Origin of the sequence: Micromonospora echinospora, assembly GCF_900091495.1 — a bacterium.
GTDB classification, from domain to species: Bacteria; Actinomycetota; Actinomycetes; order Mycobacteriales; family Micromonosporaceae; genus Micromonospora; species Micromonospora echinospora.
The window spans coordinates 913287-927674 of sequence record NZ_LT607413.1 but is presented as its reverse complement, the minus strand read 5'-3'; the positions used below and the strand labels follow the sequence as shown (position 1 = coordinate 927674).

The window sequence follows — 14388 nt, the reverse complement described above, 5'->3', positions numbered from 1 at the left end:
GCTTTGCTCGTTCGCCACCCGTGACCGGTACGCGCCGTCCAGCGTGGACTCAGAAGAGAGAGCCGGAGCGAATCGCCGTGCCGCCGCAGGAGGTGAACCGGGACGCCGTGGTGGCGACCGGTTCGTCCCGAGTGCCGCCTGGGCCGTCCCGCCCCGGGCGGCTCGGTCTCGCCGTCGCCGTGGCGGTCGTCCTCGTCGAGGCGTTCTGGCTCGTCGCCCGACTACCCGCCGCCGCGCTCGTTGCCGACCTCGGCGCGATCGCCGTCGCCGGCTGGGCTGCGGTCGCCTGCGCCGGGGTGTCCCGCCGCCACCCGCCGTCGCTGCGCCGATTCTGGACGCTGCTCGCGGTCACCATGGCCCTCTCCGCTGTCTCCCGGGCACTCTGGGCGCTCGGGCGCGTCAGCAGCGGCGAGACCCCGCACACCCCGCTGGTCGGGCTGGTCTTCATCACCGGCATCGTCCTCGGCACCATCGGCATCCTGTCCAGCCCCACCGCGCCGCACAGCACCGTCGGCCGGGGCCGGGTCCTGCTCGACGGGGTGATCGTCGGGCTGTCCCTGGTGCCGATCGGCTGGGTGGTGGTCTTCCGCGACGTCGCCGCCGCCCCACTCGCCGAGCCGGACCACGCCCTCGCCCTGGTCTATCCGACCTTCGACCTGGTGCAGTTGACCATCCTGGCGGCGGTGACCGGATCGTCCCGCACCATGTGGTGCCCGCTGACCGTGCTCGGCGGCAGCCTCGCCGTCCGGGCCGTCGCCGACATCGGCTACGTCTGGCTGCTCGCGCACGGCAGCTACGTCCCCGGGCACCTGGTCGACCTGGGCTGGCCGCTGACCTGCCTGCTGGTGGGCGTGGCGACCCGCTACCCGCCGCCGGCCGAGAGCGTGGACACCGACGAGACCATCGTCCCGCCGGCACCGCCCTGGTGGCGGGCGGCCCTGCCGTACCTCCCGGTGGGCGGGGCGATCGTCGCGGTGCTGCTGGCCCGCCGGCCCACCGGGCAGACCCCGCCGCTGATCCTCGTCTGTGTGCTGGGTCTGCTGGCCGTCCTGGCCCTGCGGCAGGGCCTCGCCGCCAACGAGAACCTGCGACTGGTCGCCCAACTCCGCCAGCTCGCCTACGCCGACCAGCTCACCGGCCTGCCGAACCGGTTGATGTTCACCCGCCGGCTGCGCCGGGCCATCCGGGAGGAGTCCCCGGTCTCCGTCCTGCTGCTCGACCTGGACGGCTTCAAGCAGGTCAACGACCGGTTCGGGCACGCCACCGGGGACGCGCTGCTGGTCAGCATCGCCGACCGGATGCGCGACGCGGTGGACGGCGACGGCACGGTGGCCCGCCTCGGCGGGGACGAGTTCGCCGTCCTGGTCGACGCCGACCGGCCGGTGTCCCCCGAACGGCTGGCCGAGCGGCTGCTCACCGCGCTGCGCCCGGCCGACGACGAGGAGGACGTCGGCACCCATCCGTCGGCCAGCATCGGCATCGCCGAGTACGGCCCCCAGCACGCCACCCACAGCGACCTGCTCCGCGACGCCGACATCGCGATGTACGCGGCGAAGGCGGCCGGCAAGTCCGCGTACCGGACCTGCACCCCGGCGCTGCGCGAGTCGGCGGTGAGCCGGGCCGAGCTGATCGCCGAACTGCGTCGGGCGGTCGACGAGGGACAGTTGGAGCTGGAGTTCCAACCCATCGTCGACCTGCGCAGCGGCGTCGTCCGCAGCGCCGAGGCGCTCGTACGCTGGCGGCACCCCCGGCTCGGGATGCTGTCACCGGGCCGGTTCCTGCCGCTGGCCGAGGAGACCGGCCTGATCCTCCCCATCGACCGCTGGGTGATCCACGAGGCGTGCCGGGCCGCGGCCGTCTGGCGACGGGGCGCCCCGGACGCGACGGTCGCGGTCAACATCGCCGCAGCTCACCTACGCCGTCCCGACCTGATCGCCACGGTCACCGGGGCGACCTCCGCCGCCGGGCTGGCCCCGCGCGCGTTGACCCTGGAACTGACCGAGTCGGCGCTGATCGAGGGGAGCGAGGCGGTGCTGGACCGGCTCCGCCAGCTCCGTGAGCTGGGCATCCGGATCGCCATCGACGACTTCGGCACGGGCTACTCGTCGCTGAGCTACCTGCACCGGATCCCGGCCACCGAGCTGAAGATCGACCGGTCGTTCGTGGCCCGGCTGGGTGAGGACGCGCGGGCGTACGCGACGGTCAACATGGTGAGCAGCCTCGCCGACGCGTTCGACCTGCGGGTGGTGGCGGAGGGCGTGGAGACCGACCGGCAGCACGACGCGGTCGCCGCGATCGGCTGCGCCCAGGGTCAGGGTTACCTCTACGGCCGGCCGGGCAGCCTCGCCGACCTGCGCTCGGCGTTCACCGGATTCTGATCCGCGAATCAGTTCGGGGCTTTCTCCGGCCGTCGTACCCGCCCTCGGCAGGGTCGAAGGTCCCGGTCAGGTCGGGGAGCTTCGGCCCTGTCTCCCACCGTGCGGTCGGCGCGACCATGTATTAGTAATCGATATGTAGACATCCGACAGCGGCAGCGACCTGGGGAGAACGACATGAAGCGCCGGACCCTCGACATCCTCTTCAGCATCGGTGGCCTCGGACTGGCCGCCCTCCTGCTCGTCATCGGCATCGTGCTGACCACCAACGCCAACTTCGCCAACGACTACGTACGCGACCAGTTGAGTGAGCAGAACATCCGGTTCACCCCCGCCGAGAACCTCAGCGAGGAGGAGAAGAAGGCCGACTGCCTCGTCGAGAACGCCGGCAAGCTGATGACCACCGGCAAGCAGGCCGAGTGCTACGCCAACGAGTACATCGGGCTGCACCTGAAGGGCATCGCCGGCGGCCAGACGTACGCCTCGCTCGGCGGACCGGAGCGCGAGATCCAGGGCAAGATCGAGGCGGCCCGGCAGGCCAACGACCCGGCCCTGCCCGAGTTGGAGAAGCAGCTCGCCCAGCTCCAGGGCCAGCGGGAGACCGTCTTCAAGGGCGAGACGCTGCGCGGCCTGTTGCTCACCTCGTACGGCTTCAGCGAGTTCGGCGTCAAGGCCCAGCAGGGCGCGCTGGCCATGTACCTCGGCGCCGGGCTGCTGTTCCTGCTCTCGATCGCCGGTTTCGTCCACGCGGCCCGGACCCCGAGGAACGAGACGTTCGCCGCCCCGGAGCGGGAGCGCGTCACCGCCTGACCCGCTCCTGACCCACCCGCCCCCGGTCCCGCCACCACGGCGGAGCCGGGGGTTTGGTGGTGGTAGCGGTGGGTTGAGGTGGTAGCAGGGGTCCCCTGCTAGCGCATTTTGATGAGGAAGGGCCCCCTGCAAACACCTCAACCCCCGGCACCCCACCACCCACCCACCGGTGCGTTGAATCGGGCTTGACCCTCACCTAACGGAAGGCGGGAACGTGGCTCCGGAGAAGGGAGGAACCATGGCGCACACGGTGGGAGAGGTCGCCCGGCTGGCCCGGGTGACCGTACGAACGCTGCACCACTACGACGAGATCGGACTGCTCTCGCCAAGCGGGCGCACCCCAACCGGGTACCGCCGCTACGACGATGCGGACCTGGAACGGCTCCAGCAGATCCTCTTCTACCGTGAGCTGGGGTTCCCGCTGGAAGAGATCGCCACCATCCTCGACGACCCGGGGGCCGACCCGGCGGCGCACCTGCGGCGGCAGCACGAACTGCTGACGGTACGCATCAAGCGCCTGGAGGAGATGGTCACGGCGATCGAGTTCGCGATGGAGGCGAAGAAGATGAACATCCGACTCACGCCCGAGGAACGGTTCGAGGTCTTCGGCGACTTCGACCCCGACGCGCACGCCGAGGAGGCTGAGCAGCGTTGGGGCGGCAGCGAGGCGTACCGGGAGTCGACCCGGCGCACCGCCGGCTACACCGGGGCCGACTGGCTGCGGATGAAGGAGGAGACGGAGGACTGGGCTCGGCGGATCGTGGCCGTCATGGAGTCCGGCGCATCGGCCGACAGTCCGGCGGCGATGGAGCTGGCCGAGGAGCACCGGGCGCACATCAGCCGCTGGTACTACGAGTGCAGCTACGAGATCCAGACCGGGCTGGCCGACATGTACCTCGCCGACCCCCGGTTCACCGCCCACTACGAGCAGATCAGGCCGGGACTGACCGCGTACCTGAGCGAGGCCATCCACGCCAACGCGATCACCCGGTCCTGAGGGGTGTGCGCCGGGCCTTCCGGCGTCGGACGTCAACCCGACGACGCTCGTGGTCCCGAGGATGCCCGACGGCCTTGTGCCGCCGGGCATCCGTACGGGTGCCGGTCAGTCAACAGCCGGCACCGAAGCTGACGCGGACGAGGCGGGTGGCCCAGGTCCCGCCGACGAAGTACTGCTGGGCGAGGAGCGCGGTCCGGCCGACCGGGCAGCTGGCGCTGGCGGCGACCGGGTCGACCTGGACGCTGGAGTAGTCACCGAAGCGGGTGTTGCTGACGGTGTTCGAGCCGACGATCAGGGTGACGTCGGTGTTGGTGAGGGCGGGTACGCCCGCTCCGGGTTGCACCCCGTTGAACGTCATGGACGTGTTTCTGCAGGTGGTGGCTCCGGTGTCGGTGTAGGCCCAGTTGAGCCAGACGTTGAACGCGTTCGGCGCGACTTCGGAGGCGCCGAGGGACGGGTTGAAGTCGTCGCTGGTGCTGCTGTGGAAGGCGTTGGCCACGGTGGCGGTGTTGGTGGAGGTGCCGATCGCTCCGTACCGGACGCCGGGGTACCCGGCGATGTCGATGCCATGGGTGAACCAGATGTACGGCGAGTTGGCCGCCTGTACCGGCGCCCAGGCTATGCGTCCGTCGAGGGGGTCGAGGGTGGTGGCCGTGCCACACTGGTTGACCCGTCGGCTGGGGCTGGCGTAGGCGGACGCCACGGTGGCCTGGAGGACCAGAGTGGTGCCGGGACCGGCGCTGTTGCTCATCCGGTAGAGCCGGTATCCGGTGCCGGGCACGCCGGCCACGTAGTAGGTGTTCGCGGTGGCGGCGACGGGGATGCCGACCACGGTGACCGGTGCGGTGGAGAAGTCGACGGCGAAGGCCGGGAAGCTGACCGCCGCTCCGGCGTACACCAGAGCCTTGGACACCGACCAGGCGGTGGAGTTGACGTACCCGGGATTGAAGTTGTTGGTGGAGGACAGGATCGCGACCCGGTCCTGGCCCAGGTACGGGTAGTCCAACAGCATTCCCGACGGGAACAGCGCGCCGCTGAAGGTGAGCGTGTAGACGAAGTAGCCGCCGCAGGCGTCGCCGCCGGTGCTCGCGGCCAGGAACAGTCGCGGGGCCGCGCCGGGCGTGCCGTTGGTGGTGGCGATGACGATGAACCGGTCGTTCAGGTTGTCGTACAGGGTGCGCGGGTCGAACACGTTGGTGCTGCCGAGTCCGAGCCACCCCGCCAGGGTGTTGGTGCACTGCTGCACGCCGGTCTTGTCGAACACGGTGACCCGCCGGTTCACGGTCTCCAGGATCTGCGTGGGGCCGACACTGGCGTTGACGTCGGAGGGCTGGGCGCCGCCACCGCCGGCCTGGTTGATGCCGGCGAAGTTGGAGTTGATGGTGCGCGGCGACGGAGCACGCGGCAGGCGGGATCCGCCGGTGTTCGGGCCGTCCTGGACGCGGGCACTCGTGGTCGACGGCTTGGCCGCCGTGCTGACACGGGCGGGCAGGGTGTCGCCGGTGGGCCTGCCGTCGACTCCCCGGGTCGGGTGGTCCGCAGTCGTGGCTGCTTGGCGGGCCGGCGAGTTGGTGCGCTGGTCGATGAACTTCGGCGAGGCGTAGCCGCGACCGGCGGCGGCGACCGTGACCTCCGCCGAGCCGCCGGCGGTTGGGCTCGCGGCGGCGACATCGATGCTGACGAGCAGGCTGGCCAACAGGATTCCACACCCCGCCGCGGCCATGGCATCACGTATTCTTCTCACTTTTTTCCTCATTCCGTGCATGGCAAATATGATCGCGAGTTAAAGGAGGTCTCCTGGCAGAGAAGATTGCAGATGCCGATGCCTGGCCATATGCGACTGTCGGATTCCTGCGGGCTGCCCAATTCGCGCGTGCTGTGCAACCGGGTTATTCGTACTGGCGAAAATATGTCGCGTACAGGTGGTGATTCCGCCGTCGGGGCGTCCCTGCCGGCACCACACCTTCCGGTCGGCGTCGAACTCGACGGCGACCGGAGTCGGCGGGCGACGTCACCGCGCGGTGGCCGCCAGCGGGGTGCCCTTGAAGACTTCGCGGCGGTGCCAGGTGATGTGCTCGGCGGCCGGGCCGGTGTGGCCCGGGCGACGCGGGTGCACCTCGCGCCCGTGCAACTCGTAGACCGCCCGGCCGGCCGGCGTCCGGGCGGTGAAGGTGTCCGACACCTCGATCCGCAGCGCCCGGTCCAGGCCGACCACACCGAGGTCGAAGAGCTTGTGGTGCAGCACGCACAGGGCCAGCCCGTTGTCGAGCTCGTCCGGCCCGTCGTAGGCGAACCAGCGGACGTGCGCCGCGTCGAGGCCGGCCGAGGCGGAACCGAGCTGGCCGTCGTACCCGCAGAAGGCGCACTGCCGGTCCCAGGCCGCCAGGACCGCGCCCCGCCAGCGCGGATTCCGCCGCCGGCCACGTGTGGTGCCCGCTGCCGTGCCGGCGGCCAGCACCACGTCCGGGTCCAGCCCGGCGGCGAGCAGCACGTCCGGCGCGACAGTGGCCGGGAAGTGGCTCTCCACCAGGGTGCGGGCCACCGTGTGCAGCAACGCCGGGTCCCGGCGCAGCGCCGCCTCCAGCTCCGGCGCCAACCGGCCGCTCGGGTCGCGCTCGGTGAGCGGCGTGACCAGATCCATCGGTACGTCCCGGTCGAGCAGCCACACCCCGTCGGTCCGGAGCCGGGTGAACGGGTACGCGGCGCTCTGCGTCCGTCCGGTACGCGACGCCGGGCCGAACTCGGTGAGCAGGTCGCTCAGCCGCTCGTGCGTGGTCGACCAGCTCAGCTCGCTCGACCCGTACTCGGCGAGCCGGGCCAGGGCCAGCAGCACCAGGAGAGGCTTGTGCGGTGCCCGCCGGCCCTGGTGCTGGTGAAGTCGCAGCCCGGTGAGCCGGGTCAGCACCTCGTGCCTGGTGTCCCCGCTGCCCGCCACGCAGTGATCATGCCAGCCGTCCGCATTGGACGACTCAGGCGGCGATGGTGCGGGCGGAGGTGTACACGTCGGCCGGGAGGGGATGGGTCAGCTCCCAGAGGATCCGCATCGGCCGGTCCCCGGTGTGCTCCCGGTACGTCATCGGCCCCGCGTACAGGTACGGCGGCGCGCCCAGGTCACCGTCGGCGACCCGGCTCTCCCGCAGAAAGAGGTGCACCGTCGAGCCCTGGGCGGCGTGGTGGACGTACCGCTGCCCGGTCGGTGAGGCGGTCGACGTGGTGCTCTGCGACTCCCACTGGAACAGCCGGTCGGTGACCGCACGGTCGGCGTACATGGTGGTGGGGGAGTAGTGGCGCTCCGATTTCACCAGCGTGACGAAGAACAGGTCGGCCCGCTCCGCCGCCAGCCACTTCACCCCCTCCCGCAGCGATCCCGGATTGGGCATGCCGAACGCCGCGCACGCCTCGTTGCGGCTGTACCGGGCGTGCACCCGCAACGGCACGCCGGACGACGGCGACGGCCCTGGGACCCGGTGGATCCGCTCCCGCAGCACCTCGACCACCTGCCGCAGCTCCGCGCAGCGGGCCGGCTCCGCCCAGAGCCGGGCCAGCCGTTCCTCACGCGACGACAGCGGGGCATTCGGCCCCCACAGGTCGAAGTGCAGCATGTCCCAGCGCCGCCCCGGCGCCGGGCGGTCGCCCGCCGCGACCCGGGCCAGCAGGTCCAGCCGGTTGACGTCGTCGAGGTGCAGCATCCGACCGATCGCCCGGCCAAGCTCCCGGTCGTCCGGTCCCGGTGCCGACGTCTCGACGCCGGCGAGGCGACGCAACCCGGCCCAGCCGCCGACCGACGCCGAACGGTACACGTCCTCGACCTCCAGCCCGGTTTCCCGCAGAAACCCGGCCAGGCTGACGTCCCCGAGCTGCCGCAGCTCCGCGACCAGACCCTTGCGTGAGGTGGGCAGGGCCGCCCGCAGGTTGTCGAGCACGATGCTCTTGGCCACCCGGTCGAGCTGGATGTGGCAGCCGCTCGGCAGCGTCGGGAAGTCCTGCGCGACGGCCTCCCGGACGGCCCGCCGGCTCACCCCGGTCAGCGCCCGCCACCGCAGGTCGAAACGGAAGTTCGCGTGCTGCCCGCCGATGAAGTCCAGCACTGTCAGGCAGGGCTTGTCGTCGTCCAGCCGCAGGCCGCGGCCGAGCTGCTGGAGGAATACCGTCGCGCTCTCGGTGGGCCGCAGCATCAGGACCGTGTCGACCATCGGCAGGTCGACACCCTCGTTGAACAGGTCGACGGTGAAGAGGACACGCAGCTTCCCGGCCCGGAAGTCCCGGATCAGCCCGTGTTGCGCCTCCCGCCCGACCCCGGAGGTCACCGCCGCCGACGGTACGCCGTGCCGGGTGAACCAGTCGGCCATGAACTCGGCGTGGCCGATGCTCACGCAGAACCCGAGCGCCCGCATCCGACCCACGTCGACGGCGTCCCGCACCGCCCGCAGCACCAGCCGCGCCCGCGCGTCGTTACCGGTGTAGACACCCTCCAGATCGGCCCGGTCGTAGCCCTGGCCGCGCTTCCAGCGCAGGTGCGACAGGTCGACGTCGTCGTGCACCCCGAAGTACTGGAACGGGGCGAGCAACTGCCGCTCCAGGGCCTCCCACAGGTGCAGCTCCACGGCGACCCGGCCGTCGAACCACCGCCGTACGTCGCCGCCGTCGGCCCGGTCCGGGGTCGCCGTCAGGCCGAGCAGGACGCGCGGTCGCAGCCGTTCCAGCAGTCGGGCGTACGTCGGCGCCTCCGCGTGGTGGAACTCGTCCACGATCACCATGTCGTACGCCCCGGGGTCGACCTCCCGCCGGTGCAGCGACTGGATCGAGGCGAACACGTGCCGCCAGTCCCGTGGTCTGCCGCCGGCGACCAGCGTCTCGCCGAAGCTACCGTCGCCCATCACCTGGCGGAACGTGGCCAGGCTCTGTCGCAGGATCTGTTCCTGGTGCGCCACGAAGAGCAGCGAGTCGACCTGTCCGCTGCGGTGCAGGCGGCGGTAGTCCAGCGCGGCCACCACCGTCTTGCCGGTGCCGGTCGCCATCACCACCAGGTTGCGGTGCCGGCCGTGCACCTGCCGCTCCGCGTCCAGGTCGGCCAGGATCTCCGCCTGGTACGGGTACGGCCGCACGTCCAGGTTGGCGATCTGGGTGGACGCCGGGTCGGGACGCTCGCCGCGCAGCGCCACCCTGAGCCGGTCAGCGTCCGTGCCCGGGTGGTAGTCCTCGAACGCCGGGTCGTTCCAGTAGTCCTCGAAGGTGGCAGTGAAGGTGTCGATGACGTGGGGTTGCTCAAGGTTGGCGATCCGCACGTTCCACTCCACCCCGTCGACCAGTGCCGTCCTCGACAGGTTCGACGAGCCGACGTACGCGGTGGTGGTGCCGTTGGCCCGGCGGAACAGCCACGCCTTGGCGTGCAGCCGGGTGGTCCGCGTCTCGTAGGAGACCTTGACCTCGGCACCCAGCTCGACCAGGCGGTCCAGCGCCCGCTGGTCGGTGGCCCCCAGGTACGTCGTGGTGATCACCCGCAGCCGGCCGCCGCGTCCGATCAGCTCCCGGACGGCCGGCTCGACGATCCGCAGCCCGTGCCACTTGATGAACGCGCAGAGCAGGTCGACATGGTCGGCGGAGGCCATCTCGTGGACGACCTCGTGCCCAATCCGGGGCTGGTGCTGCCCGTTCACCAGCAGGGCGCCGGTGGAGAGTGGGGTGGCGGGACGCGGCGGGAAGCTCGGCTGTGCGGGCGGGACAGGTGGGGCCGCGATGGCGTGCAACAGGTTCTGGGCGTCGGTCACCTGGTCGCCGTGATCGGCCGCGCCGGGATCCAGCTCTGCGATCACGTCGGCGAGGCGGTTGGCCAACTCGACCTGCCGCGTGAGCCGATCGTCCCCGCCGGGGACGGCGTTCAGGGCTCGGCTGATCAGGGCGGCCAGGTGCCGGGTGAGGATCTGGTGCGCGTCGGCGGGATCGAGGCGACGGTGTTGGACCTGGGCAGGATCAAGGTGATGAAGGCGCTCGGCGAGCTCACGGGTGATCAGATGTTCGTAGATGCCCCGGGCCGGTTCGATCACCGGGGCACCGTAGCCGGCTTCGCCCGGGAACGCCGTTCCGGGTCAGGGCTGGCCGAAGTCGGGCAGGGTGAGTGAGCCGTCGGGGGCGAGCTTGAACCCAGGGTTGTAGGCGATCTCCCAGACGTGGCCGTCCGGGTCGGCGAAACAGCCGGCGTAACCGCCGTAGAAGGTCTCCCGGGCCGGTTGGGTGATCGTCGCCCCGGCATCGGCCGCCTCGGCCAGCACCTCGTCGACCTCGTCCCGGGTACGGACGTTGTGCGCCAAGGTGATCCCGCCGAAGCCACCGTCGCCCCGGTCGGTGATGCCGGCGTCCTCGGCGAGCTTCCCGCGACTCCACAGCACGACGGCGAGGCCCCCGGCCTGGAGGAAGACGGTCTCCTCGACCTCCTGACCGTGCCAACCGAGCCGCTCGTAGAAGGCGCGGGCACGGGCCAGGTCGGCGACGCCGAGGGTGATCAGACTGATCCGCTGTTCCACTCCCGCACCGTACCGCCGACGAGCCGCTCGGTGGTCAGGACGACGCGGTCACCAGGGTTGGCAAGAGTTTCGTGGACTGCAACCTCTGGTAGGCGGCTGTGATGTGGGCAGACGTGAAGAGCCTGGCCTTCCGCCCGCTCCATGCCTGAACCCGGTGAATCAACTCGCCCAGGTCGTTGGTCGCCGGGTCAACCCGGGCCCCGTAGTGGACGGTGGCGAGTAGTTCCAAGCTATACGGGGCAGCGAAGCCGTCCACAAGTTCGACGAGTCGCTCGATCGAATCGGAGGATTCCGGGCTGTGTACCTCGAACCAGGTGGAAACGGCTTCCGATGTCCCTTCTGTGACGTGGATCGGCCGCAACTCCTCCGTTCGCGCGGAGCGGTCACCGAATCCGATCAGGTAGTGCCCCTCGAGGAGGTCGAGCACGTGGTTCAGCCGTTCCGCGTATGGACCGTACTGCCCTCGCACGAACGAGAGCCGCAGCGGCTCCCCGAGCACCTGGAGGAAGTAGGCGATCTTTTGGATCTCCAGGGTGGTGATGCCGTCCCTCGGTTCCACGGCCTGAGACCGTTCCAGGTACTGGTCGATCGCGCGGAGCAGGGTGGCACGCCCTCGGGTCAGTGGTGGCTTCTCGGTGGCGACAGGCATGTCGGCTGGCTCGGGAGGCCCCTCAGGCGGGAAGAGAAGGACTCGGACCTCGGGTAATTCAGCGAAAGCCTGCTCGATCAGCGGTCGGACCTCGTCCCATTCGAGTCCGCCGTTGCCGCAGCCGAGAGCCGGCACCGCGACCGAGCTGATCTGCCGTTCGCGTACCACTCGTATCAGGTCAACGAGACCCGCGCGGATGTCAGACAGCTTGGAGCTAGCCCGCCAGTGGCCCTTGGTCGGAAAGTTGATCACATAGCGGCGGCAGCCCACAAGGCCGGAGTCGAAGACGAACATCCTGCCCAATGTGACATCTTTCGCCGCGCAAGCAGTGCGGTACGCCCTGTAGTTGGCCGGGTGGGCGCGCTTGAACTGGAGGGCGATTCCCTTTCCCATGACGCCGACCGTGTTGACCGTGTTGACCAGGGCCTCCGCTTCGGCGGTGAGCAGGTTTCCGTGGCTGATGACTATCACCCTTGCACCTCCCTTCGTCCGAAGCCGTAGTACCAGTCCGGTCTGACACCAACGTACGCGTTGATGATGCCGGCGTCGCGGAGGACCTGCCTCAACTGCTCCTCCCGAGCCTGCGTCCGAACGGCGTAGCCGAGGATCAGGTCGAGTGGGAACTCCCGGTGCACGAGTAGCTCGGCCATCCGCCTCCGCATCCGGTCCTGGTCGTCTGGGGTGTTCTTCCAGACGCCTTCCCGCATCAGCGGCCAGTCAACCAGCTCCGCCAGATCTGGCAGCGAGTTGGAGAAGGACGTAAGCGCCGCGGCGCAGTTGCCGTCGCTGGCGACCCAGCTCAGCCGGGCGGCATGGACTCGGTCGACCGAACTCACGAGGTAGACCAAGGGATCATCCCCGCCGGGGTAACAGTTGGGTTTGCCGTCGCGGTGATCACAGGCGATGCGGTACATCATCGGGGAGCGTGGCGCGTAGTAGAAGGGTACGAAGTCCGCGACGACGCCGCCGGGTGGGCAGGGCACCTGCCGGGCTCGGCGGCTCGCCTTGATGGCGGCGGAGCCGACATCGGTTGCCAGGCGCTCACCCACCGCGTTGTCGGCGACGAGCCGCCCGGCGGCCAGGATCGCCGGCAGGTTGTGGATGTGGGTGAAGTGCATGATCTGTGCCCGATGCGGCGGGACAACCTGCAGCGAAACCATCGAATCAGTCGAGCTCGCTGGGATCGATGCGGGCTTTCACCTCCGCGTGCTCGGCGAGCAGGTAAAGCAGGTTGGATCCGTCAATGAGTTCCAGCGGCTTCCCCGAGGCGAAATCGTACGACGCTGGACCATAGCCGCTGGTGGTAACCAAGATTCCCTTGGAGGCGCCCTCGTTCTGTACGGTTCCGAAGAGGTCCCGCACTGACGAGACGTCGACCGTATTGCGGTACCGCTTGGCTTGGATCACCACCTTGCCCCCGAAAATCGGGCGGGGGTCGTAGGCGACACAGTCGACGCCGCCGTCCCGCGAGGGCCGAGTCTGCTTGGTGTCCAACCCCATCCTGGTAAAGAGATTCTGGATCAAGCTTTCGAACTCCGTGGGAGTCAGCTTGAGTAGATTGGGTCGCTGGTCGAGATCCGCCAGGACATCGACCTCGTCAACGAAACGCTTGTCCACCATGTCGAACTCGAGGACCGGCCGCACCGGAGCCAGGGCCTCTGGACGCTTCGAAACGGAGGCGTTCAGATGCTGAAGGCACGCCGTGGGCTGGACTTTGCTCAGGTTCAGCTCGGCGAACACCTCGCGGGTGGTGCGGAGTGTCACCAGGCAGGGGCGGACGGCAGCGCCGGTGCGCGGGTCTGTCGTGTGAACGATGCCGTTGTAGACAACCGTTTCCACGAGCCCCGACCGATCGGCTTCGAACATCTCGTGCACCGTGCGGAGCGTCACCTGGGCGACGATGTCCGCGTACCGCTCCCTGATCTCCTTGGCAGGACGAGCGGTTGTGGTGATCTCGTCTCGTGCCTTCACGTAACGGTACTCGCGTATGGCGGGCACCACCTCCATGGTCGGAAGGTGGTATTCGACGATGAGCTGACGCGATTCCGGCACGTAGGCCAGTCGGTACTGCTGAGGAAAATCGTCGGGGTACACGGAGTTGCTCAACACCATGCCGAAGTACTCGACGACCTCAGCCGGATCACCCGCAGCGACCGCCGCTGCGAACCGCTCAACCTCCGCGTTGTGTGTGGCTACCTCTGCCTCAACCTTCTCACGATGCTGCTGGTACCGCTGGTACGCGGCGGCCAGCCGCCGCTGTCGGTCAGCCTCGGCTGTGGCATGCTGCGCTTGAGCCTGACCGAATGCGTGCTGAGCCAGGTTCACCTGTTGCTGGTACTTCGCCTGTCCGCCGAACAGCTTGCCGAGCCCACTGGGCTGCGGCGGTTCGAAATGACGCCAATCAGGGGGTGGTAACGGGTTGCCGAGGGAGCCTGGGTTGAAGGCCGGATGCTCTACCGACTTCTTCAATCTGCCAAAATCGATATGATCATCTACGGTAAGGGTAGCCGTGAGTAGATTGTCGAGCTCCTCAAGGTGGCTCAGCAGTTCTGAGTTGTTCGCGGCGACCTCGGCCAGGCGCACCTCAACGTAAAGTCGTTTGCGTTCCCGCGCGTCTGCCGCCGCTGCGCGCTCTGCAGCTTTTCGGGCGCTTTCCGCCGCCCGGACCAACTGCTGGTGATGCCGGTGGGCGGCAGCCTGAGCCTGCCGCTGTGCGCGCACCTGGCGTGCATGCGCCCGCTGCATCTCCCGGATGATGCCCACGTGCCGTCCTTGTGAAGTGAGGGTTGGGAAGCCGACACGATAACGAGGGGTCGTGTTTGAGGTTGCCCTATGCTGCGCCGGCCACCGAGGGAAGATGCGAGTTGGCTCCGCGCCGCTGAGGAAAGTGCCAGGTCCCACCGAGGATGCGCCCAAGATGTCGGATCTTGGACAGCGTCCCATTTTCCGGCGTGGCTCCCTCGGCTTCCCGGTCGGCCTGGAGGTGTCGGTTCCACTGCACGCGCGGCAAGGGCCGATCGGGAGCAGGGTGGCCGC

General features: G+C 69.4%; 10 protein-coding genes. 3 read left to right on the top strand and 7 right to left on the bottom strand.

Going from position 1 to position 14388, the window contains the following annotated elements:
- The first annotated feature begins 77 nt into the window (after positions 1-77).
- The 3 genes from GA0070618_RS04220 (at position 78) to GA0070618_RS04210 (ending at position 4182) form a co-directional block, all read left to right on the top strand.
- Positions 78-2378 carry a putative bifunctional diguanylate cyclase/phosphodiesterase gene (locus GA0070618_RS04220; protein WP_231931598.1) on the top strand — a complete coding sequence of 767 codons (2301 nt, stop codon included), beginning with the start codon at positions 78-80 and terminating at the stop codon, positions 2376-2378.
- A gap of 174 nt (positions 2379-2552) precedes the next feature.
- Positions 2553-3185, top strand: coding sequence for a hypothetical protein (locus tag GA0070618_RS04215; protein ID WP_088980452.1), 633 nt, complete (start codon positions 2553-2555; stop codon positions 3183-3185).
- A 238-nt stretch (positions 3186-3423) separates the two neighbouring features.
- Complete coding sequence (locus GA0070618_RS04210; protein ID WP_088980451.1) at positions 3424-4182, top strand: MerR family transcriptional regulator; 759 nt, start codon at positions 3424-3426, stop codon at positions 4180-4182.
- 109 nt (positions 4183-4291) lie between these two features.
- Here the strand turns inward: GA0070618_RS04210 and GA0070618_RS04205 are convergent, their stop codons facing one another.
- The 7 genes from GA0070618_RS04205 to GA0070618_RS04175 all read right to left on the bottom strand — a co-directional run bounded on the left by GA0070618_RS04205 (position 4292) and on the right by GA0070618_RS04175 (position 14115).
- Entirely contained in the window at positions 4292-5905 is a 1614-nt protein-coding gene (locus tag GA0070618_RS04205) for a hypothetical protein (protein WP_088980450.1), read from the bottom strand.
- A gap of 288 nt (positions 5906-6193) precedes the next feature.
- Complete coding sequence (locus tag GA0070618_RS04200) at positions 6194-7117, bottom strand: phosphorothioated DNA-binding restriction endonuclease (protein WP_197701718.1); 924 nt, start codon at positions 7115-7117, stop codon at positions 6194-6196.
- A 34-nt stretch (positions 7118-7151) separates the two neighbouring features.
- Complete coding sequence (locus tag GA0070618_RS04195; protein WP_088980449.1) at positions 7152-10226, bottom strand: DUF3427 domain-containing protein; 3075 nt, start codon at positions 10224-10226, stop codon at positions 7152-7154.
- 42 nt (positions 10227-10268) lie between these two features.
- Positions 10269-10703: a VOC family protein gene (locus GA0070618_RS04190; protein WP_088980448.1), complete on the bottom strand. Its 435-nt coding sequence runs from the start codon at positions 10701-10703 to the stop codon at positions 10269-10271.
- Between the two features lie 34 nt (positions 10704-10737).
- Positions 10738-11823 (bottom strand): type II toxin-antitoxin system antitoxin DNA ADP-ribosyl glycohydrolase DarG, encoded by a 1086-nt coding sequence (gene darG / locus GA0070618_RS04185; protein ID WP_088980447.1) that lies wholly within the window; start codon positions 11821-11823, stop codon positions 10738-10740.
- Positions 11820-12512 carry a type II toxin-antitoxin system toxin DNA ADP-ribosyl transferase DarT gene (gene darT, locus GA0070618_RS04180; protein ID WP_088980446.1) on the bottom strand — a complete coding sequence of 231 codons (693 nt, stop codon included), beginning with the start codon at positions 12510-12512 and terminating at the stop codon, positions 11820-11822. The genes darG and darT overlap by 4 nt, the downstream gene beginning before the upstream one ends.
- Before the next feature lie 4 nt (positions 12513-12516).
- Positions 12517-14115 carry a restriction endonuclease gene (locus GA0070618_RS04175; RefSeq protein ID WP_088980445.1) on the bottom strand — a complete coding sequence of 533 codons (1599 nt, stop codon included), beginning with the start codon at positions 14113-14115 and terminating at the stop codon, positions 12517-12519.
- Between the last annotated feature and the right edge of the window lie 273 nt (positions 14116-14388).

Excerpts from the sequence above, each read along its gene's own strand:
- GA0070618_RS04205 (WP_088980450.1), bottom strand. The coding sequence starts at position 5,905 with ATGGCCGCGGCGGGGTGTGGAATCCTGTTGGCCAGCCTGCTCGTCAGC.
- darT (WP_088980446.1), bottom strand. The coding sequence starts at position 12,512 with ATGGTTTCGCTGCAGGTTGTCCCGCCGCATCGGGCACAGATCATGCAC.
- GA0070618_RS04210 (WP_088980451.1), top strand. The coding sequence starts at position 3,424 with ATGGCGCACACGGTGGGAGAGGTCGCCCGGCTGGCCCGGGTGACCGTA.
- GA0070618_RS04215 (WP_088980452.1), top strand. The coding sequence starts at position 2,553 with ATGAAGCGCCGGACCCTCGACATCCTCTTCAGCATCGGTGGCCTCGGA.